Raw genomic sequence first — 21,949 nt, 5'->3', positions numbered from 1 at the left:
TTCATACTTTTAAAACATTACGTTAAAAAAATAACGTAATTTTAACTATAGTTTATCATTAATTTGACTCCTGATCTATAGGATTTCAGCATATTCTAATGACTTTTTTACATTCAAGTTATATTTACATATTTTTTTATAAGAAACACTTAAAATCGGGATTATATGGTTTAGAAGTGTAAACAATACTTGAAATACAAAGTCCATAAGCATTGAAATCTTACTGTTTCGCCTTTTTTGACAGTAAATTTTATTTTAAATACAATAAAAGTGATAAAATGATAACAATCTCCATAAAGCTGTATTAAGGTATTGTAAATGTAGTAAAAATTTGTAGAGAGGTGGGTAATAAGTGGAAAAATTTAAGGTTTTAGAAATCAAGGAGAGCATTTTCGAAGATAATAATCAACAAGCGAATATCCTTAGGGATGAATTGAAAAAGAAAGGAACATTTCTGCTAAATCTCATGTCATCACCAGGATCTGGGAAGACAACCACAGTTTTAAGGACTATTGAAGCTTTGAAATCCGATATGAAAATTGGTGTTATGGAAGCAGACATAGACTCTGATGTAGATGCCCATGCAGTAGCTCAAACAGGTACAAAAGTTATCCAATTGCATACTGGAGGAATGTGTCACTTAGATGCTGATATGACAAGGCAAGGTCTAGATGGATTAGGAACAGAAAATCTTGACTTTGTAATACTGGAAAATGTAGGCAATCTTGTATGTCCAGCAGAATTCGATACAGGTGCATCTAAAAATGTTATGATATTAAGTGTACCAGAGGGTGATGATAAACCCCTTAAATATCCCTTGATGTTTTCAATTGTAGATGTTTTATTGATTAATAAAATAGATACTATAGATTATTTTAACTTTGATCTAGAGGCAGTGAAGACTCGTGCAAAGAAATTAAACCCAAATATAAAAATTATTCCTATTTCTGCAAAGACTGGAGAAGGAATTGAAGAATGGGCTAATTGGATTCGTAATGAAGTAAAAAGCTGGCAGGAATAAAAACTAAGGGGTGAGATTTATGGGAAAGCCAAAAGTATTAGATTTAGCAAATCATATTGGTAGAAAGAAACCTAATTCAAAGTCAGCATATAACTATAATGACCCTGAATATATGATATTAGAACCAGTAGTTACGGATGAAATGGCAGAAGTAGGATTATGCCTAGAATTCAGAAAACCCAAAAGTTCAAAGGAAGTAGCAGCTTTATGTGGAAAATCTGTAGAAGATGCAGAAAAACATTTATGGGAATTAGCAGTTGCAGGTGCTTGTTTTGTAAATAAAATAGATGGAGAAGATAAATACTGGCTTGATACTTGGGTGCCGGGAGTTATGGAAATGATGGTAAACAATAAGGAAAACGTAAAAAAATATCCTCAAATAGCAGAAGCCTTTGAAGCCTACGGAAGAGTAAGAGGGCCAAAAACAGCGGGAGCATTTCCAGTGGGTAAAGGTTTAATGCGTGTTATTCCTATTGAAACAGCCATTGACGGTGAGACAAGAAGAGCATCTTATGAAGAAGTATCAAAATATTTAAATGACAGTGATATATTTTCAGTATCTGATTGCTCCTGTCGTACATCTAGGGAAATTATGGGAGAAGGATGCGGTCACTTAAAGGAGGATATGTGTATTCAATTAGGTCATGCGGCGGAATACTATATTCGTACAGGTAGAGGTAAGCAAATAACTAAAGAAGAAGCCTTCGAAATCATAGAAAGAGCAGAAGAAAATGGTTTGATGCATCAAATACCTAATTTAGATGGATTTGGAAAGACTCATGCAATATGTAATTGTTGCGGATGTAGCTGCCTATCTCTAAGGACTGCAGGGATGTTCCTAAATAATGATATGGTTAGATCAAATTATATATCTCATATTGATGAGGACAAATGTGTTGCCTGTGGAGAATGTGTTCAAGTTTGCCCTGTAAATGCATTAAAGTTAGGGCAAAAAATATGTGCTAAAACACCAATTAGACAAAATCAAAGGATAGATTTCCCATCTAATACAGAATGGGGTTCAGACAAATGGAATCCAGATTATCGTATAAATAGAGAAAATGTAGTGGATACTGGAACCAGCCCTTGTAAGACACAGTGTCCAGCCCATATTTCTGTGCAAGGCTATATTAAGTTAGCTTCTCAAGGTAAATATAAGGAAGCCCTTGAGCTGATAAAAAACGAAAATCCATTTCCTGCAGTATGTGGACGTATATGTCCAAGGAAATGTGAATCTGTATGTACTAGAGGAGATATAGATGATCCAGTAGCTATAGATGATATTAAAAAATTTATAGCAGAACAGGATTTAAACACGGCAAATCGTTATATACCAAAGGTTAAGCATAATTATGGGAAAAAAATAGCCGTTATAGGAGCAGGTCCTTCTGGCTTATCCTGTGCATATTATTTAGCTATTGATGGATACAAAGTAACAGTTTTCGAGAAACAACATGCTTTAGGTGGTATGCTTACTCTCGGGATTCCATCCTATAGATTGGAAAAAAATGTAGTAAATGCTGAGATTGACATCTTAAAGGAGTTAGGTGTAGAATTTAAGACAGGTATAGAGGTAGGAAAGGATATAAGCCTAAAGGAATTAAGACAACAAGGATACAAGGCATTTTATCTTGCAATAGGAGCACAATCAGGAAGAAAGTTAGGTATTGAAGGAGAAGATGGAGAAGGGGTCATTACAGGAGTTGATTTCCTTAGAGAAGTAAATCTAAGAAAAGAAGTAAAGCTTGAAGGAAATGTAATAGTCATAGGTGGGGGAAATGTTGCTATAGACGTAGCTAGAACAGCTACAAGAGTAGGAGCATCAAAGGTTGATATGTTCTGCCTAGAAAGTAGAGAAGAAATGCCAGCCTTAGATGAAGAAGTCCAAGAGGCAGAGTCAGAGGATATTGTAATCAATAATTCCTGGGGTCCTAAGAGAATTATTACGGAAAATGGCCGTGTAGTAGCTATGGAATTTAAAAAATGTATTTCAGTATTTGATGAGAATAAGAGGTTCAATCCTAAGTATGATGAAGATAATACTATTACAGTAAAAGCAGACCATATATTATTATCCATAGGACAAGGAATAGAATGGGGAAATCTATTGGAGGATTCTAAAATAGAGCTTAATCCAAATAAGACTATCAAAGCTGATTCTTTTACCCTTCAAACTGCTGAATCAGATGTATTTGCAGGTGGAGATGCTATGACAGGTCCTAAATTTGCCATAGATGCCATTGCCCTAGGAAAAGAAGCTGCAATTTCTATTCATCGTTTTGTTCAGCCGGGGCAAAGCTTAGTACTTGGTCGTGATAGAAGAGCATACCATGCCTTAGACAAAGAAAATCTAATACTTGAAGGATATGATAACACTCCAAGACAGAGCACAACTCATGTAGATGGAGCAAAGGCTAAGACTTCTTTTAACGACCTAAGAGAGACTCTTACAGAAGAACAAGTAAAGAAGGAAACCGAGAGATGCCTAAGCTGTGGAGCTACAACAGTAGATGAATATACCTGCATAGGATGCGGGGCATGTACCACAAGATGTAAATTTGATGCCATATCTCTTATAAGAAAGTATGATGAAGAAAATGTATCCTTCGAAGATCTTAAACCAATAATAGTCAAAAATATGATTAAGCGTAAGGGCAGAATAGTTGTTCATAAGGTAAAGAAATCTATGGGTATATATACTAAGCATAATATGTAGGAGTGAGCTATTTGCATGAATTAGGTGTAGTTATTAAAGTAGTTAAAACAGTGGAAAACTTCGCTAAAAGCAATGGAGTAACAAATATAGATACTATAGTGCTTCAAATAGGACAATTATCTTCCATGATACCCAGATATATTGAAGCTTGTTATCCAGCGGCAGTTGATGGAACCACCCTTGAGAACACAAAGCTTGAAATAGAAATCTTACCAGCAAATGGAATGTGTGGAAACTGCCGCAATGTATTTAACTTAGTTGAGAATAAATATTGTTGCCCTTATTGTAGTGGAGAAGATATAGAGATTCTAAGTGGAAAAGAGTTTATGATTAAAGAAATTGTTGCATATTGAAAGAGAGGATTTTATGAAAAATCAAAGAATAAATAATTTAGTATTATCAGGAATATTTATAGCTATGGGACTTATATTACCTATGATATTTCACGGGTTTGGGGGAGGGGGTCCAGTCTTTCTTCCAATGCATATTCCTGTATTAATTGCTGGTTTCTTTTTAGAATTGCCCTTTGCAATTGCTGTAGGTATATTGACTCCTGTTCTAAGTTCATTACTAACTGGAATGCCGCCACTTTTCCCAGTGCTACCATATATGGCTCTAGAATTGGCAGTTTATAGTGCGATGGTAAGTTTACTTTATAGAAAACTAAAACTTAATGTTTATATATCACTTATTATTAGTATGATATGCGGTAGAATAGCGGCTGGTATAGCTGTATGGGCATTGATAACATTCTTTACAGTACAACTTCCAAGTCCAGTTGTATTTATACAAGGTGCAATTATTAAAGGGATTCCAGGAATTGTAATACAATTAATCTTAATACCTATAGTTGTATTATCGACTAATAAGTTTAAGAGTACGGCATCATAGGAGGAGGGAAATGATGTCACAAAAAGACTTCTTTAATAATATGGCAGATACTTGGGATGAAATCTGTAATCATGACATGATAAAGGTAGAATATATATTGAATCTAATAGATATAAAGAAGGGTAGTCATGTCTTAGATGTGGGAACAGGAACTGGAGTATTGATCCCAAGTTTATTTCAAAGAGTAACTCAGTCAGGTTGCATTAAGGCAATTGATCTAGCTGAAAAAATGATTGAGGTTGCTCAGAGGAAAAACAAATATGAGAATGTCATCTTTGAATGTGTAGATGTACTCGAGAGTAAAGAGGATGAACACATCTATGACCATATTATCTGCTATTCTATGTTTCCTCATTTCAAATGTAGAAAGGCAGAGGCAGTTAGTAGGATGGCAGAAAAATTAAAAGTTGGTGGTAACTTCACTATTTGTCATTCTCAGAGCAGGGAGTCTATTAACAATCTTCATAGAGGAGTAGATGAAGCTGTAAAAGAAGACAATTTGCCATCAATGGAAATTATGAGACAATATTTTTTAGATGCTGGGTTGAAAGTTCTAAAGGAAGTAGATAGTACGGATATGTTTGTAATAATTGGATGCAAATAATTAATTACTGATAACCACTCTGTTGTGATTCACAGCAGGGTGGTTATTTTTGTATGAAGTATGTTGGTTATACATTATTTTTCCATTATCTTAATAAGGTACACATCTAGCACAAGAAATAATATAATAAGTAATGGATAAGTAGGGAATAAATACAAAATAGCAGATAAAAGAATAGGTGGATTTTTGGTAATATAGTATAATAGAGGTAATACGATAAAATGAGGTAGATTAGACTATACGGAGGTAATAGAATATAATAAGAAGGTATCAGTAATTTTTGGGAGGCAAAATCATGAAGCTTGTAAAATTTATATTAATAGGGATTATATTTATTTTGATATTTAATGCTTTGGGAATGTTTAATCCTGAAACCAGTGAGAAAGTAGATAATGCCGTTGAAACAGTTAAAATTAAGATAAGTGAATTTAAATACAAGGATAAGCCACTTATTGATATGTCATTAAAGGAGTTGTCCTCTAATATTTCTTCTGATATTAACTACCTAAAGGAAGAAATAATCACAGAGGAAGGAGTTAAATTATCAGGAAAGGGATTATCGGTAATTATAAATCCAACGAAAGATATAATTCTCAATGCTAAGGTTGATGCTACAGAATCTAAGGCTGTAGAATCTATAGAGAAGCTACTCTATAATCTAGTAAAGAAAGAGATCAAAGTTCCAGACGAATTTTTAGAGAAAAGCAGTTTTACTGTTATTGTAGAAAAAACAGATGGAGAATATAATGTGAAGTTTAATGAATAAAATCTAAGCAATTAAAATGTAATTACACAAAGAAGAGGAGTCATTATATGGACAATAAAAATACTAGAACAATCAAGCCTAATACAAAATATAAACATTTCAAAGGAAAAGAATATTTAGTCCTTCATATAGCAAAGCATTCAGAGACCTTAGAAGAAATGGTTGTATACCAAGCCCTATATGGAGAATATGGAATTTGGGTCAGACCATTAGATATGTTTTTAGAAAAGATAGAGCGGGAAGGGAATGTAATTAATCGGTTTGAAGAGATTATGGAATAAAAAACCTTAAATATATTAAGAAAAAGTAAGAATATAGACCATCCAGTATTCTTATGGGATGATAATAGTTACTATTTCATTTATCTATATTAATATCGCCACCTATGGATTTTATTAATTGGACTTTACAAAATATTAGTGCTACATTTTTAGAGGTACTAGACAAAAATATATAGGAGGCGTGAAAATGAAAAAAAGGTTTTTTGTTTTGTTACTCGTAGGAATGTTAGTATTGGCAACGCTTTCAGGATGTAAGCAAGAACCAAAACAGCCTGAAGACACTTTGGCAGGAGAGGACACAACAAATGAAAATATAGAAGAAGCAGATGCTCCAAAGGTTGAAGTCCTTGATGTAAAGAAAGTATTTGTTTCTCCTCAATGGGTTAAAAGTGTTATTGATGGAGAGCAAGAGGAATCAAAGAATTATGTAATCTTGGAAGCTTCTTGGGGAACTGCTAACGATAGTCCAGATTATAATACTGGTCATTTACCAGGTGCTATACATGTGGATATTGCAAGTATTGAGGGAGAGCCTTATTGGAATTTAAAATCTCCGGAAGAAGTAGAACAAGCAATGTTAGAACTTGGAATTACAAAGGATACAGTTGTTATTTTATATGGATCTGATGTTTCAGGTACTGCAAGGGTAGCATATGCTTATATTTGGGCAGGAGTTAATAATGTTAAGGTATTAGATGGTAGTCTTGATGCATGGACAAAAGCAGGATATGAGTTAGAGACTACTGCAAATGCTGCAATACCTGCAACGGAATTTGGTGCAAAAGTTCCAGTAAATCCACAATTCTGGCTATCGGTTGAAGATGCAGAAAAGAAATTGAAAGACGATGCTAATTTCCGTCTAGTAAGTATTCGTTCATATAAAGAATTCATCGGTGAAACTAGCGGTTACTCTTATATAGAAAAAGCTGGTGAGCCTAAAGGTGCAGTATGGGGCAAGGCAGGCAGCGATCCATATCACATGGAGGACTATACCCATGAAGACGGAACTTATATTAATATGGATGAAATGAAAGAACTTTGGAAAGGTCTTAACTTTACTTTAGATAATGAACTTTCTTTCTATTGTGGTACAGGCTGGCGTGCATCTATTCCGTTTTTAATCATGTATGAGAATGGATATACAAATATGAGTATGTATGACGGTGGATGGTATCAATGGCAAATGAATGATAATTTACCAGTGCAAGTTGGAGATCCAGATACTGGCGAAGTAGTTGACACAACAGTAGGTGATCTTCCAAATGACAAGGCTGCAAAATAGGAGAAACTATATATGTATAATTTTATTTAGTATATTGGAGTTCGTTGCAATAGTTGGGGCATATGCATTTCATCACTTTACTAAAACTCGTATGGGGATGCTTCGACACATTATATATCTTAATAGTAAGTGGGAGAAGATGCTATCTATTACAAAGATAAAATGGATTGCAATAATAATTATTATTGCTCTTATGATTATTTCATATTTACGTTATCGTAATATAAGAATAAGCTCCAAAGCTTATACAGTTGCGACAATATTAACTATTGCTGTAAATGGATGGGTTCTGTATTTTTTACTTTTTCATAGTACAGAGACAAACCGTGCATATTATATTTTAAGCATTTGTTTTATATTAGCAACAGTATTTCAAAATATTGTACATCACTGTATTTCTTCAATTAAATCAAAGAATTAGATTTTAAAGTGACTGTCTCAAAATTGATTTTGGGACAATCACTTTTTTACATTTTATCTAACAACTCCCTTAATCTTCTCTTAAATTCCATATCAGCCTCAGGGCGTCTTTTCTTAGCTTTGCCATAATATTTATTTTGTTTTCTAAGCTCTTTATGTAAATGTCTACGATTAAGCATTCCATCTATATTCTCTCTAGTAAATACTAACCCATTTTGATTCATAGGAATGGCTTCTTTAGATAAGCACATAGCTGCTAATCCATAATCTTGGGTAATGACTATATCATCTTTTGCTATCCTATTTACTATATAAAAATCGGCACTGTCTCTAGATATATCTACTGAAATAATAGTTGCATAAGGATCCATGATTTCATGGGCATAGTTTTTCACTACTACTACTTCTAATTTATATTCTTTAGCAATATCTATTGCTATACTAACTACTGGACATCCATCTGCATCTAAGAATATTTTCATATTTTCACCTCAACTTATTATATCATGGCATACTAAGTCAAACAAACCTATTAGTATTAAATATCTTCTCCTTCCTTCTTGTTATCTAAACAGTGAAGCATATGGAATAAACATTCAAAATACATTATAATAGAAGTGATGCAAAGAAATAATTAGGTATATTTAAGGATTAGAGATGGTGGTGAATAAATGTCAAGGGTAACAAATCAAACAATAATAGATAGAGTGGAATCTTATGATACTTTCATAAGAGGACAGGAATACTATAATTCTGGTAAAGTAAGAGAAGTAAGGTCAACTCCAAGTCACAACTATTATGTTGCCAATGTATACGGCAGTTCTAAATACGAATCAATAGCTGAATTCAATAGCAATCACTCAATAAAAAGAACATCCTGTACCTGTCAAGCCTTTAAAAAATATTACGGAGATTGTAAACACATAGTAGCTTTATTGATATTAATCATGGATTATGAAAAAACAGGAGCTATAAAACGACAAAAATCTGAAGGCGATATAAAAAATATACTTCATCATTATAGACGAACACCAAGTAATGCTAAAATACCTTTAAACCTAGAAATAAATTTTAAATTTGCAGATGAAATTCCTAGTCTGGAAATGCGAATTGGAGAAGATAAACTGTATGTAATTAGGAATCTAGGAAAATTCATATCAGACATGTGCGAAGAAAAGGTAATAGAATTTGGAAAGAATTTCATATATTCTCCAGAAATTCATTGTTTTGCTAATGAGGATAAGGAATTAATAGATTATTTAACTATATTATACGAAAACTACGAAATAAACTATTATGGCACAAAATATTTCAGTACCTTTAAAGGAAGTCAAGTAAATTTTAGTCCAAAATCCCTAGAAAAATTCTTTGAAATAATGGCAAACAGAAGATTTAATGCAGAAATAAATCATAGAGAATTTAAAGAAATATTAATTATTAATAGAGATATAGACTTAAATTTAAAGCTGGAAAAAGACAAAAACGATCTTCTTTTAAAGGCAGATGATATAAATATAATACCTTTAGTTGATGACTGGAAATATGTTTTTTATAAAGGAAATATTCATAAAATATCAGAACAACAATCAAATACTATAAAGCCTATATATATTGAAATAAATAAAAAGAAAACAGAAACAATAAGAATAGAGCAGGAGCTAAAGGATACCTTTGTATCTGAAGTCCTTCCAATCATTAAAAAATATTCTAATCTAGATATAGATAAAACTGTGGAGGATTCAATCCAAAGTGAACCCCTACATTCAAGCATATATTTTGATAGACAGGGAGATACAATTCTCGGAAAAGTAATATTTAATTATGGGAATATAGATATTAATCCTTTTTCATCTCAGGATATAAAGACCCAAACAAATAAAATTCTATTAAGAGATGTAGAAAAGGAAAGAATAATAATGTCATTTTTAGAGAATGGGGATTTTAAAGTTGAAGATGGAGGCTTTTATCTCGAGGAGGAGGAAGACATTTTTGACTTTATAAATGATATTATTCCAGAGCTACAGAAACACTCGGAAATATATTATTCTGAAAGCTTCAAAAGCATTGGGCTCATAAGTTCACAAAGTTTCAGAGGTAGAGTTAGACTTGATAATAAATTAGATATGCTTCAGTTTGATTTTAATATAGAAGGTATAGAAAATGAAGAACTATGGGAGATTTTCAGAGGTTTAAAAGAAAAGAAAAGATATTATAAACTGAAGAATGGCTCCTTTTTATCCCTTGATAATAAGGAATTTAACGATGTGGTAGATATGTTAGATTATTTAGATATAGATGTAGGAAGTTTTCAAAATGGTACAGTGGAAATTCCCAAGTATAGGACAATGTATTTAGATAAATTTATCCATAATAGAGGGATTGAGTTTATTAAAAAAAATATAGACTTCAAAAGGTTAGTTAGAGATATAAATGATCCAGAAGATATAGAATATAAGTTACCAGAAAATTTAAATGCAGATTTAAGAGATTATCAAAAGTTTGGATTTAAATGGTTAAAAACATTGACTAATTATGGATTTGGTGGAATTTTAGCCGATGAAATGGGTCTAGGGAAAACGATTCAAGTCATAAGTTTTCTATTATCAGAAAAAAAAGAAAAGGGAACTGAACCTAGTATCGTCATAGTTCCCACATCTTTAGTGTATAATTGGGAAGATGAAGTAGATAAATTTGCTCCAAATCTTAGAACTTTAGTTATAGCTGGAAATAAGGTGGAAAGGGCTAATTTGATTAGCAATTTTAAGAATTACGATTTGCTAATTACATCTTATCCATTGATTAGGAGAGATATAGATGAGTATAAAGATATATCTTTTAGATATTGTATATTAGATGAAGCTCAACATATTAAAAACCAAAGTTCCATAAACGCCAAATCTGTGAAAAATATTAGGGCTAAGAATTACTTTGCTTTAACAGGAACTCCCATGGAAAATTCCTTATCTGAACTTTGGTCAATATTTGACTTTCTAATGCCAGGATATCTTTTAACCAGTGGAAGGTTTGGAGATAAATATGAAAAACCCATAACTAAGGAAAATGACGACGAAAAGCTAAAGGAATTAAGCAATCAGATTAAACCCTTTATTCTTAGGAGAACAAAGAAGGAAGTATTAAAAGAATTACCCGATAAAATAGAACAAAAAATAGTTGTCAAAATGTCAAAGGAACAGAAGAAATTATACTTGGCGTATTTACAGGCGATAAAGGGAGAAATTGATGATGAAATAAATTCAAAGGGCTATGGCAGAAGTCATATAAAAATCCTTGCTGGTTTAACTAGACTAAGACAGATATGTTGTCATCCTGGAATATTTGTGGAAGATTATAATGGGGGAAGTGGGAAACTAGACTCCTTAGAAGAAATAGTAATTGAAGCCGTAGAATCAGGGCATAGAATACTGATATTTTCCCAGTTTACTACCATGCTGCAAAAAATAAAAGCTCTTTTAGAAAGTAAAAAAATCAAAACTCTATACTTAGACGGCTCTACTCCCATGGTTGAAAGGGGTAATTTAGTAAGAGATTTTAATAAGGGTATAGGAGATGTATTTTTAATATCTCTAAAGGCTGGAGGTACAGGACTTAATTTAACTTCAGCTGATATGGTAATTCATTTTGATCCTTGGTGGAATCCAGCAGTAGAAGATCAGGCAACGGATAGAGCCCATAGAATAGGTCAAGAAGAGACTGTACAAGTAATAAAACTAGTTACTAAGGGAACCATAGAAGAAAAGATATTTAATATACAAGAAAGAAAAAAGGAAATGATAGATAAGGTTATTAAAGAGGGAGAAACTCTAATATCTAAATTATCTGAAGAAGAAATAATGTCATTATTTGATATGTAGAATAAAACTAGGTGAAATCAAATCACCTAGTTTTTTTTAATATATTTTAAATTAATTTAAAAATATATTAAAATTACTGTAACTTTTTATATTTTTAAACGAATAATATATGAAAGACGATGGAGGCCTCCAATGATAGATGATAAAATTTTTTATAAAGATTTTCTCGAAGGCAGTATAGACGCCTTTGAAACCCTTGTACTTAGACACAAGGATAATTTAATATACTTTATTTCAAGATATACTAATGATATTTTCATAGCTGAAGATATTGCTCAAGATGTATTTGCCTATATCTATGCTTATAAGGAAAAGTATAATTTTAATTATTCTTTTAAGACCTATATATATACTCTAGGAAAAAATAAAGCAATAGATTATATAAGAAAACAATCAAAAATAAATATTATTCCCTTTGAAAGAGATAATGAAATATTAGGAAGTGAAGACACCTTAGAGGAAAAAGTAATAAAGGATGAAGAAAAAAAGTTGCTAATAAATAGTATAAAGAACTTAAAGCCTGATTACGAAAGAGCAATATACTTAGCAGATTTTGAGGAATTATCTTATGAAGATATATCTAAGATTCTAGGAAAAACCTTGGGACAGACAAAAGTATTGATTCATAGGGCTAGAAAAGCCCTTAGAGAAATACTGGAGAAAGGAGCTGGAGATAATGAAAGATAATAGGGACTTCCTAGAGGGCGTATATAAAAAAGCAGAAGTATTAAAAAGAGAAAAGATTAAGAAAACTAGAATTTATAGAAATACCATAAGATTTGGAACTGTGGCTGCAGCTATTGCTATAATAATACCATTGGCATTTAATAATATAAATTTAAGTACAAAAAATTATATAGAAATACCTCAAGTAGCCAGAAGCCTTAGTATAGACGACCCAATGACTAACTTCTATAATGCAGAAAATATAGTCATTGGAAAAGTTAAAAATATAGGTAAGAGCCAATATGTAGAGGATAATAACTATATCTATACGGATATTACAATAGAACCTGAAGAAGTATTTTTAGGAAATATTAATGAAGAGGAAATAACCCTTAGGGTGAAAGGAGGAAAGATAAGAAAAGAGAAGGTTTTTTCTCCAATGGAAGGTAGATTTAAAAAGAGAGAGAAGTCTCTATTATTCTTATATGAAGAAAAAGGAATATATTATTTATTAAATGGTGCTGAAAGCCAATTTCTAGAACTAGAAGACAATGTATTTGAAGATAAACAAGGAAATAAATATAGTATAGAAAATATAAAAAACAATATAGATAGGAGAGAAACCCAGTGAAAAAGATATTTGGTTTATTTTTTGCAATGATAATGATGACTACATTTTTAATAGGCTGTACAACTAAGAAGGAAGCAAAAACAGTAGATTTGGACAAGATACATGAGGCAGTAAAAGAAACTCTTGGTGAGGATTATGCTCCAAATAGAGAATTGACTATGGAAGAAATAGAAAATCTTACAGGGATAAAAGAAGATAATATCGAAAAAATCATAGCAGAATCACCAATGATAAGTGTTAATGTAGACACATTTATAGGAATTAAGGCAAAAGAAGGAAAAGGTGATATAGTAGAAGAAGGTTTGGACAAATATAGAAAATATCTTGTGGAAGAATCTATGCAATACCCTATGAATATAGCTAAAGTAAATTCAGCTAAAGTAATTAGACACGAAGATTATGTGTTCTTTGTAATGCTTGGAAAACACGATGATAGGCAAGAAGCTACAGATGAAGAAAGACTTGAATTCGCAAAGGAAGAAGTAAAAAAAGTAGAAGATGTTATAAATAAATTTTTTGAATAAATTGCAATCTAGTCTGATTTTATCAGACTAGATATCTTTTAAGGAGGGATTTCATGGTTTTTAGCAGTGTGTTGTTTTTATTTTATTTTCTACCTGTTGTTTTAACTATATACTTTATCTCTCCTAGGAAATATAAAAATTTTATACTATTAGTATCCAGCCTATTTTTCTACAGCTGGGGAGAGCCTAAATATATATGGATTATGATATTTTCAACAGTTCTTGATTATACATGCGGTAGATTTGTTCATTATTATAGGGAAAGTGGAGATCTAAGTAAAGCAAAGGTATGGCTGGGAGTATCTATATTTGGAAACCTAGGACTATTAGGGTTTTTCAAATATTCTAATTTTCTCATATCAAATATAAATAATTTATTAGGATTTAATATTCCATTATTAAACCTTGTATTGCCAATAGGAATATCCTTTTATACATTTCAAACTATGTCCTATACCATAGATGTTTATAGGGGAGATACAGAAGTTCAAAATAATATTATTTCCTTTGGGACCTATGTAACACTATTTCCTCAACTTATAGCAGGGCCAATAGTTAGGTATCGAACTGTGGCAGAAGAAATAGATAATAGAGTAGAATCCTATGATTTGTTTAGTGAAGGTATAAAAAGATTCATATTAGGTTTAGGAAAGAAGGTATTACTTGCCAATAATATCGGTATGCTTTGGGATAATATATCCAAAATGTCTAATATCCCCGTTCTAACTGCTTGGATTGGAATATTTGCCTTTAGTTTTCAAATATACTTTGATTTCTCAGGATATTCAGATATGGCCATAGGACTTGGGAAAATATTTGGATTTAACTTTCTAGAGAACTTTAATTATCCATATATGTCTAAATCTATTACGGAATTTTGGAGAAGATGGCATATATCCTTAGGTACATGGTTTAAGGAATATGTATATATTCCCTTAGGAGGAAATAGAAAAGGCAAAGTAAATCATATTAGAAATATATTAATAGTTTGGGGATTAACGGGAATATGGCATGGTGCCAGTTGGAACTTTTTATTATGGGGACTTTACTTTGGAATTATATTGATTATGGAAAAACTATTTCTTCTTAATATATTGAAGAAACTCCCCTCATTTATTGGAAGAATTTATAGTATGTTTTTAATTCTTATATCCTGGGTTATATTTGCCTTCGACTCCTTAGGTAGTGGATTAAATTATATTAAGGTTTTATTTAGATTTGGAGATATTAATTTATTAGATAATAGGTCTCTATATTTACTGTATACAAATATATTGCTATTTTTAATCTTGACAATAGGTTCAACGGATATACCGAAAAAAATATGGAATCATATAAAAAATGAATCTAATAAGGTAGGGTGGATTATAGAAAATGTATTTTTAATATTAGTGTTTTTATTATCAATAGCATATTTAGTAGATCAATCTTATAATCCATTTCTATACTTTAGGTTCTAGGAGGCAGCCATGAAAAAATCGAGAGTTATAATATTTATGGGTCTAATATTATCCTTATTCATAGGAAATATATTATCACCTATAAAAGTATTTTCAAATAAAGAAAATAGATATTTACAAGAATTACCTAGTCTAAGCTTTAAAGATATAATATCAGGAAAATTTACTCGGGAATTTGAAACATATACAATAGATCAATTTGTCTTTAGAGATAATTGGATAAGTCTTAAAACTTTAGGAGATCTATCTCTATTGAAAAAGGATAATGGGAGAATTTACTTTGGGAAAGATGATTATCTATTTGACATAGATAAGGAAATAGATGAAAAACAGTTAGATGAAAACATAAAGAGTATTAATAAGTTCTTAGAAAATATGTCTAAATATAATATTCCAGTTACTTCGTTGCTAGTACCTAGCAAATCTACAGTATTAGAGGAAAAGCTACCTCTATACGCACCAACAATAGATGAGGAATATATAGCAGATAAACTAGAAGCATCTCTTAATAAGAATATGGAGTTAATAGATTTAATTGAAGTACTAAATGGAAAATCAGATGGAATATATTATAAAACTGATCACCATTGGACCAGTAAAGGTGCTTTTTATGCCTATGAATACTATATGAAACAAATAGGAAAACAACCTTTAAAGGAAGAAGACTTCCTAATAGAAAAGGTAGCAGAAGATTTCTATGGAACAAATTATAGGAAGGCTAATTTTTATCTAGGACTACCAGACGAAATATATATTTACAATCCTAAAAATATAGTAGAGTATAATATAAAAATTAATGATAAGGACGAGGGAAATAGTCTTTATGATGAAGAATATTTAAATAAGACCGATAAATATTCTTATTTTCTAGGTGGAGATAAATCTTTAATAGAAATAAAAACCTCTATAAAAAACAATAAAACCACATTGATATTTAAAGATTCCTTTGGGAATAGCTTTATTCCATTTCTAACAAATCATTACGAAAATATTATAGTAATAGATACTAGATATTTTAATATGAATCTAAACGATTTCATTGAAGGCAAAGATATTGATGAAGTGTTGCTTTTATTTAATATAAAAAATTTTGCAGAGGAAAAGTCTTTATTTAAATTGGGAAAATAAATGCTAGGTGGAAATTCACCTAGCATTTTACTATTGTTTATTGAATTTCAAATATGGCAAAGAATGAAAATTGATTCAATTAATTCAATCTATATGAATTTTTTCCATATATAAATAATCAATTTGATTTATGTTAATACCTACATTTATAATATCAATTGTATTTGAAATTCAAAGAACATAGGAGGAATAAAATGAGCAATAAAAAATGGTTAGTATTGATACTTGCTTTAGTTATGTTAATATCAACGGCTTGTGGAAATAAAAATGTAGAGGAACCAGCATCAGTTGATATCCCTACAGATGCAGGACAGGAGTCAGAAGCACCACAGAAGGTAGATGGTGGAATTTTTATATTCGGAATAGGCAGTGATCCAAATGTAATGAATCCATTATACGCTGGTGATAGAGTTACTATGACCATTAACAATGCAATATTTGCACCACTTTATGTTATTGATGAAGAAGGAACACAATTCTTTTTAGCGGAAAGTATTACTCCTTCAGAAGATTATTTAACTTATACTTTAAAGTTAAAATCTGGACTTAAATGGCATGATGGAGAAGATTTAACTGCAGCTGATGTAATATTTACATTAAATTCAATTACAGATGAAAAACAAAAAGCTAATTCAAGAGGTTCATTTGTAGTTGCTGGAAAGCCAGTAGAGGCTAAAAAAATAGATGATTTAACAGTTGAATTTATATTACCAGAAGTTTCAGTACCATTTATGGGGAGTTTAGGTGGTATCCGCCCAATCCCACAACATATATTTGAAGGAGAAGAAGACTTAGCAAAGAGTACAAAGAATCTAGAGCCAATAGGTTCAGGTCCATTTAAATTTAAAGAAATGAAGAGTGGTGAAAAAGTAGAATTAGTTAGATTTGATGAATACTTTGATGGTAAGCCAAATCTTGAATCATTAGTATTCAGAGTAATAGCTGATGCAAATGCTTCCAATACAGCGTTATTAAATGGAGAATTATCTGCTAAATATATCACTACTGCAGAAGTGGACAAGTTTAATGAAGATGAAAACTTCAATGTAGTTCTTTTTAAAGAAGGTATGCTAAATAATATGGTATTTAGATTAACTAATAAAGATTTACAAAATGAAGATGTAAGAAAAGCAATTGCTTATGGAATAAATAGAGAAGAAATAATAACAGGAGTTTATAAATCATCAGAATATGCAGAAGAAGCATATTCAGTATTTGTACCAAATACACAATTTCATACTTCAGACGTGGAAAAATATGAATATAATGTAGAAAAAGCAAAAGAACTTCTTGAAAATGCAGGAGTTGAAAATCTAAAATTAAGATTAGCATATATTAACTCAAGTAAAGAAAATGAAGGATTTGGGCTTATTATGCAACAACAATTAAAGGAAATTGGTGTTGAATTAGAGCTTCTACCAATGGAAAGAGGAGCATTTTATGACAAACTACTTGATGCTTCAAATACAGATTTTGATCTAGCATTCAATGGCTATGTAATGGGTGTAGAGCCAAATGGATATAAGCCATTATTTAGAACAGCAGATTTTAACAATTTCATGGGATATGCAAATGAAAAATTAGATGCAGCATGGGAAGAAGGAGTAGTTGAAACAGACGAGACTAAGAGAGCTGAAATTTACCAAACTATTCAAAAACAATTAATGGATGATATGGTAGTATATCCAATAGCTTATCCAAATTCAATAGTTGCAGTAAATAAAAAATACGGTGGAATAGAAGAGGCTAAGCTAGTTCCAATCTCTATGTTTAGAGATTTATCTAAGCTTTATATCATGGAATAAATTAAATAAAGACTACAAAAGTAAACTGAATTTCAGTTTACTTTTGTAATTATATTGGGAGGAATTTACGTGGTAAGAATGATTATAAAAAGAATGATTCAAGCAATACCAATGATGATTGCCATATCTATAGTTTCATTTCTTCTTATAAAATTAGCACCAGGAGATCCAGTACAGGCCTATATCACTCCTGAGATGGGTCCGACGGAGATAGAGAGTATAAGAGAAAGTATGGGTCTTAATAGTCCTATACACATACAATATATAAGATGGTTAAAGTCTGCACTAAAGGGAGATTTAGGATATTCACTAGTAAATCACAGGCCTGTAGCAATGCAAATAATTGAAAGACTTCCCGCAACTTTAGGTCTTATGGGTGCTTCACTAGTGATTTCTATGATTTTGGGAATTATAATAGGTCTAGTTTCAGCTTCAAACCAGAACAAACTATTTGATAATATAGCTACTTTCACCTCTTATCTTGGCATATCTATACCAAGTTTTTGGTTTGCAATGATGTTAGTATACGTATTATCCTTAAAATTAAAACTCTTACCAAGTATTGGAATGAGAACCATAGGAGTACATACTACTTGGGATTTAATAAAGCATAGTATAATGCCTACAATTGTTTTAAGTTTACAAAACACAGCTACAGTTACTAGATACATTAGGTCAAGTACCATATCTCAGTTAAGAGAAGATTATGTAATAGTGGAATATGCATCTGGAGCTAGTAAAAGAGAAGTTCTATATAAATATGTACTAAAGAATGCAATTTTACCTGTAATTACAATATTAGGTATGTCCTTGCCAGGACTAGTATCTGGAGCATTTATTACAGAAAGTATTTTTGGATGGCCAGGCATGGGACAATTAGGGATCAAATCTATATTTAGCTATGATTATCCGCTTATTATGGCAATTACCATGTTTTCGTCCTTTATATTGATTATAGGAAATTTATTATCAGATATATTATACGGTATTGCAGATCCAAGGATTAAGGAGTTGAGATAATAATGAATGAGAGATTAAAATCAAATTTTAAATATCAGTTAAAACAAAATAAATTAGGAACCATAGCTTTGATAATAATCTTTGTATTAGTAATTGCATCTATACTTGCATTTTTATCGCCCCATGATCCAAATAAGATTGATGTAATGAATAGTTTGAGTTTCCCTAGTAAGGATCATATATTTGGTACAGATGAAATGGGAAGAGATTACTTTGCTCGTGCATTATATGGGGGAAGAGTATCTCTAACAGTTGGCTTTCTTTCCATGATAATATCCACAGTAATAGGAACTATAGTAGGAACTACTAGTGGCTATTTTGGCGGAAGAATTGACAACTTAATTATGAGAACAATAGATATTCTTATGAGTATACCTACGTTTTTTCTGATACTTATTTTAAATGCTTATTTAAAACCTGGAATTCAAAATATAATAATCATAATAGGATTATTTAGCTGGATGGGAATAGCAAGAATTGTTAGAGCAGAGACTTTATCAATTAAAGAAAGGGAATATGTATTATATTCAAAAGCTATAGGAGAAAAATCTAATATTATTATGTTAAAACATATTATACCAAATATTTTTCCTACAGTAATAGTAGCATCAACTTTAAATATTGCAGGAGCAATTCTAACAGAATCATCTCTATCTTTCCTAGGATTAGGAGTACGTCAGCCAGATTCATCCTGGGGAAGTATGCTTAAATATGCCCAAGGATATATTGGAGATGCACCATATTTAGCATTATTTCCCGGGATATTAATATTACTAACAGTACTTAGCTTCAATATTTTAGGAGATATATTTAGAGTTGCATTTGAGCCTAAGGCAAATAATGATTAGGTAAGGAAAAGGAGAGATTTAACGTGAAAGAGCCCTTATTAAGTTTAAAGGATTTAAAGGTTTCTTTTTTTAATAATAGTGGTGAAGTTAAAGTAATTCGTGGGGTCTCATTTAATTTGGAAAAAGGGGAAGTCCTTGGAGTAGTTGGAGAATCTGGAAGTGGAAAATCAGTTACTTCCATGTCTATAATTAAATTGCTTAAGGGAACGGGAAAGATTACAGAAGGCGAGATTATTTACAAAGGAGAAAACTTAGTAAATAAAACAGAAAAGGAAATGATGAGAATTCGTGGAAATGATATAGCTATGATATTTCAAGACCCTATGACTTCACTTAATCCAGTATTTACAGTGGGATCACAAATATCTGATGTAATAAGAAGGCATCAAGGATTAAGTAAAGGAGAAGCCAAAAATAAAGCCATAGAGATGTTAAGAATAGTAGGGATTCCTTCTCCAGAGGAAAGATATAATAACTATCCCCATGAATTTAGTGGTGGCATGAGGCAAAGAGCCATCATTGCCATGGCATTGAGCTGTGAGCCAGAATTGCTTATAGCAGATGAGCCTACTACTGCCTTAGATGTTACAATTCAAGCTCAGATACTTGAATTATTGATGGAGTTAAAGAAAAAGATGGATACCTCTATTATTTTAATAACCCATGATTTAGGAGTAGTGGCCAATATGTGTTCTAGAGTAATAGTTATGTATGGTGGTCTTATTATGGAGGAAGGGTTCGTAGACGATATATTCTATAATCCAATGCATCCATATACAAAGGGATTGCTTCAATCTTTACCAAAGAAGGACAGTAAAAAGAAACAAAGACTTATACCAATAAAAGGAAACCCACCAGATTTATCTAAGACAATAGAAGGCTGCCCTTTTGCAGAGCGTTGTCCCTATGTAATGAATATATGTAAAAGGCAACAACCTGAATATTATGGAGAGAATAACCATAGAGCTATGTGTTGGCTTTTAGATAAAGGAGATGAATATAATGGAAAATAGGGAAAAAGTAAAATTAATTGAAGTTAATAATTTAAAAAAATATTTTCCAGTGAAAAAATCGTCTTTCATAGGCAAACCACAATATTTAAAAGCTGTAGATGATGTGAGCTTTTATATAAATGAGGGAGAAACCTTAGGGTTAGTAGGTGAATCTGGCTGTGGTAAATCCACTACAGGTAGAAGTATCATTAGACTTTTCGATGTAACTGATGGTGAAATTCTCTATAGAGGAAAAGATTTAGCTAAATTAAAGGAGCCAGATTTAAGACCTTATAGAAGAAAAATGCAGGTAATATTCCAGGACCCATATGCATCACTTAATCCAACTCTAACTGTAAAAGACATAATTTCAGAACCTTTAGATGTTTATCATATAGGTGGTAAAAAGGAACGACAGGAGAAGGTCTTAGAATTGTTAGAAAAAGTAGGACTAGGAAAGAACCATATGGATAGATACCCCCATGAGTTCAGCGGAGGACAAAGACAGAGAATAGGAATAGCAAGAGCATTATCTATTAATCCAGAATTTATATTATGTGATGAACCTATATCAGCCCTTGATGTGTCTATTCAAGCACAAGTAGTCAATATGCTGGAGGATTTACAAAATGAAATGGGGTTAACATATTTATTTATTGCCCATGACTTATCTATGGTAAGGCATATATCCCATAGAATAGGAGTAATGTATCTAGGGAAATTGATTGAAATAGGATTTAGTGATGATATACATAAACATCCGCTCCATCCTTATACTCAAGCCCTTTTATCATCAGTTCTTGAGCCTGACCCAAGAATGGCTAGAGAAAACTCTATTAAAGTATTGGAAGGAGATGTACCTAGTCCTCTAAATCCACCATTAGGCTGTAAGTTTGTTACTAGATGCAAATATGCTATGAACCAATGCTATGAGATAGAACCAAAGCTAATAGAAAGGGAATCAGGACATATGGTGGCTTGCCATTTATCTTAGAAGGAAAAAAGAATAGCAAATAATACTA

21 protein-coding genes are annotated in these 21,949 nt (G+C 31.5%); 20 read left to right on the top strand and 1 reads right to left on the bottom strand.

Going from position 1 to position 21,949, the window contains the following annotated elements; genetic code table 11:
- The first annotated feature begins 352 nt into the window (after nucleotides 1–352).
- From hypB to RBU61_RS16390, 9 genes are all read left to right on the top strand, one after another.
- On the top strand, nucleotides 353–1,021 hold the full coding sequence (gene hypB / locus RBU61_RS16430; RefSeq protein ID WP_308876730.1) for a hydrogenase nickel incorporation protein HypB: 669 nt from the start codon (nucleotides 353–355) through the stop codon (nucleotides 1,019–1,021).
- A 19-nt stretch (nucleotides 1,022–1,040) separates the two neighbouring features.
- Entirely contained in the window at nucleotides 1,041–3,737 is a 2,697-nt protein-coding gene (locus RBU61_RS16425; RefSeq protein WP_308876729.1) for an FAD-dependent oxidoreductase, read from the top strand.
- Between the two features lie 11 nt (nucleotides 3,738–3,748).
- Nucleotides 3,749–4,090, top strand: a complete 342-nt coding sequence (locus RBU61_RS16420) for a hydrogenase maturation nickel metallochaperone HypA (protein WP_308876728.1) — start codon at nucleotides 3,749–3,751, stop codon at nucleotides 4,088–4,090.
- Nucleotides 4,091–4,103: 13 nt separating this feature from the next.
- Nucleotides 4,104–4,628 carry an ECF transporter S component gene (locus RBU61_RS16415; RefSeq protein WP_308876727.1) on the top strand — a complete coding sequence of 175 codons (525 nt, stop codon included), beginning with the start codon at nucleotides 4,104–4,106 and terminating at the stop codon, nucleotides 4,626–4,628.
- A gap of 10 nt (nucleotides 4,629–4,638) precedes the next feature.
- On the top strand, nucleotides 4,639–5,232 hold the full coding sequence (locus RBU61_RS16410) for a class I SAM-dependent methyltransferase (protein ID WP_308876726.1): 594 nt from the start codon (nucleotides 4,639–4,641) through the stop codon (nucleotides 5,230–5,232).
- 295 nt (nucleotides 5,233–5,527) lie between these two features.
- On the top strand, nucleotides 5,528–5,998 hold the full coding sequence (locus tag RBU61_RS16405; RefSeq protein ID WP_308876725.1) for a hypothetical protein: 471 nt from the start codon (nucleotides 5,528–5,530) through the stop codon (nucleotides 5,996–5,998).
- A gap of 47 nt (nucleotides 5,999–6,045) precedes the next feature.
- On the top strand, nucleotides 6,046–6,279 hold the full coding sequence (locus tag RBU61_RS16400) for a DUF1653 domain-containing protein (RefSeq protein ID WP_308876724.1): 234 nt from the start codon (nucleotides 6,046–6,048) through the stop codon (nucleotides 6,277–6,279).
- Nucleotides 6,280–6,466: 187 nt separating this feature from the next.
- Nucleotides 6,467–7,561, top strand: coding sequence for a rhodanese-like domain-containing protein (locus RBU61_RS16395; RefSeq protein WP_308876723.1), 1,095 nt, complete (start codon nucleotides 6,467–6,469; stop codon nucleotides 7,559–7,561).
- Nucleotides 7,542–7,982 (top strand): hypothetical protein, encoded by a 441-nt coding sequence (locus RBU61_RS16390; protein ID WP_308876722.1) that lies wholly within the window; start codon nucleotides 7,542–7,544, stop codon nucleotides 7,980–7,982. The genes RBU61_RS16395 and RBU61_RS16390 overlap by 20 nt, the downstream gene beginning before the upstream one ends.
- Nucleotides 7,983–8,028: 46 nt before the next feature.
- Here RBU61_RS16390 and RBU61_RS16385 read toward each other — a convergent pair whose 3' ends face one another.
- Nucleotides 8,029–8,463: a DUF188 domain-containing protein gene (locus tag RBU61_RS16385; RefSeq protein ID WP_308876721.1), complete on the bottom strand. Its 435-nt coding sequence runs from the start codon at nucleotides 8,461–8,463 to the stop codon at nucleotides 8,029–8,031.
- A gap of 189 nt (nucleotides 8,464–8,652) precedes the next feature.
- On the opposite strand from RBU61_RS16385, the gene RBU61_RS16380 reads away from it, so the two are divergent.
- From RBU61_RS16380 to RBU61_RS16330, 11 genes are all read left to right on the top strand, one after another.
- Nucleotides 8,653–11,853 carry a DEAD/DEAH box helicase gene (locus RBU61_RS16380; RefSeq protein WP_308876720.1) on the top strand — a complete coding sequence of 1,067 codons (3,201 nt, stop codon included), beginning with the start codon at nucleotides 8,653–8,655 and terminating at the stop codon, nucleotides 11,851–11,853.
- Between the two features lie 132 nt (nucleotides 11,854–11,985).
- Nucleotides 11,986–12,540 (top strand): RNA polymerase sigma factor, encoded by a 555-nt coding sequence (locus tag RBU61_RS16375; RefSeq protein WP_308876718.1) that lies wholly within the window; start codon nucleotides 11,986–11,988, stop codon nucleotides 12,538–12,540.
- Nucleotides 12,530–13,150 carry a hypothetical protein gene (locus tag RBU61_RS16370; RefSeq protein WP_308876717.1) on the top strand — a complete coding sequence of 207 codons (621 nt, stop codon included), beginning with the start codon at nucleotides 12,530–12,532 and terminating at the stop codon, nucleotides 13,148–13,150. Before RBU61_RS16375 ends, RBU61_RS16370 begins: the two co-directional genes overlap by 11 nt.
- Entirely contained in the window at nucleotides 13,147–13,674 is a 528-nt protein-coding gene (locus RBU61_RS16365) for a DUF4358 domain-containing protein (RefSeq protein WP_308876716.1), read from the top strand. The genes RBU61_RS16370 and RBU61_RS16365 overlap by 4 nt, the downstream gene beginning before the upstream one ends.
- A 53-nt stretch (nucleotides 13,675–13,727) precedes the next feature.
- Entirely contained in the window at nucleotides 13,728–15,134 is a 1,407-nt protein-coding gene (locus tag RBU61_RS16360) for an MBOAT family O-acyltransferase (RefSeq protein WP_308876715.1), read from the top strand.
- A 9-nt stretch (nucleotides 15,135–15,143) separates the two neighbouring features.
- Nucleotides 15,144–16,262: a DHHW family protein gene (locus RBU61_RS16355; RefSeq protein ID WP_308876714.1), complete on the top strand. Its 1,119-nt coding sequence runs from the start codon at nucleotides 15,144–15,146 to the stop codon at nucleotides 16,260–16,262.
- Nucleotides 16,263–16,456: 194 nt separating this feature from the next.
- Complete coding sequence (locus RBU61_RS16350; RefSeq protein WP_308876713.1) at nucleotides 16,457–18,067, top strand: ABC transporter substrate-binding protein; 1,611 nt, start codon at nucleotides 16,457–16,459, stop codon at nucleotides 18,065–18,067.
- A gap of 78 nt (nucleotides 18,068–18,145) precedes the next feature.
- Nucleotides 18,146–19,087, top strand: coding sequence for an ABC transporter permease (locus RBU61_RS16345; protein WP_308879838.1), 942 nt, complete (start codon nucleotides 18,146–18,148; stop codon nucleotides 19,085–19,087).
- Between the two features lie 2 nt (nucleotides 19,088–19,089).
- Nucleotides 19,090–19,935: an ABC transporter permease gene (locus tag RBU61_RS16340; RefSeq protein ID WP_308876712.1), complete on the top strand. Its 846-nt coding sequence runs from the start codon at nucleotides 19,090–19,092 to the stop codon at nucleotides 19,933–19,935.
- A gap of 23 nt (nucleotides 19,936–19,958) precedes the next feature.
- On the top strand, nucleotides 19,959–20,948 hold the full coding sequence (locus RBU61_RS16335; RefSeq protein ID WP_308876711.1) for an ABC transporter ATP-binding protein: 990 nt from the start codon (nucleotides 19,959–19,961) through the stop codon (nucleotides 20,946–20,948).
- On the top strand, nucleotides 20,938–21,921 hold the full coding sequence (locus RBU61_RS16330) for an oligopeptide/dipeptide ABC transporter ATP-binding protein (RefSeq protein WP_308876710.1): 984 nt from the start codon (nucleotides 20,938–20,940) through the stop codon (nucleotides 21,919–21,921). Before RBU61_RS16335 ends, RBU61_RS16330 begins: the two co-directional genes overlap by 11 nt.
- Nucleotides 21,922–21,949: the final 28 nt, after the last annotated feature.

The sequence above is a fragment of the Tissierella sp. MB52-C2 genome (assembly GCF_030931715.1).
Lineage (GTDB): Bacteria > Bacillota > Clostridia > Tissierellales > Tissierellaceae > Tissierella.
The sequence above is the reverse complement of the archived record's forward strand: the minus strand, read 5'-3'. Positions and strand labels throughout refer to the sequence as shown.

Bases quoted from the DNA above. Each gene is read 5' to 3' on its own strand.
- RBU61_RS16415 (WP_308876727.1), top strand. From the start codon at position 4,104: ATGAAAAATCAAAGAATAAATAATTTAGTATTATCAGGAATATTTATA.
- RBU61_RS16405 (WP_308876725.1), top strand. From the start codon at position 5,528: ATGAAGCTTGTAAAATTTATATTAATAGGGATTATATTTATTTTGATA.
- RBU61_RS16375 (WP_308876718.1), top strand. From the start codon at position 11,986: ATGATAGATGATAAAATTTTTTATAAAGATTTTCTCGAAGGCAGTATA.
- RBU61_RS16345 (WP_308879838.1), top strand. From the start codon at position 18,146: ATGATTATAAAAAGAATGATTCAAGCAATACCAATGATGATTGCCATA.
- RBU61_RS16355 (WP_308876714.1), top strand. From the start codon at position 15,144: ATGAAAAAATCGAGAGTTATAATATTTATGGGTCTAATATTATCCTTA.
- RBU61_RS16385 (WP_308876721.1), bottom strand. From the start codon at position 8,463: ATGAAAATATTCTTAGATGCAGATGGATGTCCAGTAGTTAGTATAGCA.
- RBU61_RS16370 (WP_308876717.1), top strand. From the start codon at position 12,530: ATGAAAGATAATAGGGACTTCCTAGAGGGCGTATATAAAAAAGCAGAA.
- RBU61_RS16395 (WP_308876723.1), top strand. From the start codon at position 6,467: ATGAAAAAAAGGTTTTTTGTTTTGTTACTCGTAGGAATGTTAGTATTG.
- RBU61_RS16360 (WP_308876715.1), top strand. From the start codon at position 13,728: ATGGTTTTTAGCAGTGTGTTGTTTTTATTTTATTTTCTACCTGTTGTT.
- RBU61_RS16400 (WP_308876724.1), top strand. From the start codon at position 6,046: ATGGACAATAAAAATACTAGAACAATCAAGCCTAATACAAAATATAAA.
- RBU61_RS16410 (WP_308876726.1), top strand. From the start codon at position 4,639: ATGATGTCACAAAAAGACTTCTTTAATAATATGGCAGATACTTGGGAT.
- RBU61_RS16390 (WP_308876722.1), top strand. From the start codon at position 7,542: ATGACAAGGCTGCAAAATAGGAGAAACTATATATGTATAATTTTATTT.
- RBU61_RS16340 (WP_308876712.1), top strand. From the start codon at position 19,090: ATGAATGAGAGATTAAAATCAAATTTTAAATATCAGTTAAAACAAAAT.
- RBU61_RS16330 (WP_308876710.1), top strand. From the start codon at position 20,938: ATGGAAAATAGGGAAAAAGTAAAATTAATTGAAGTTAATAATTTAAAA.
- RBU61_RS16380 (WP_308876720.1), top strand. From the start codon at position 8,653: ATGTCAAGGGTAACAAATCAAACAATAATAGATAGAGTGGAATCTTAT.
- RBU61_RS16350 (WP_308876713.1), top strand. From the start codon at position 16,457: ATGAGCAATAAAAAATGGTTAGTATTGATACTTGCTTTAGTTATGTTA.
- RBU61_RS16425 (WP_308876729.1), top strand. From the start codon at position 1,041: ATGGGAAAGCCAAAAGTATTAGATTTAGCAAATCATATTGGTAGAAAG.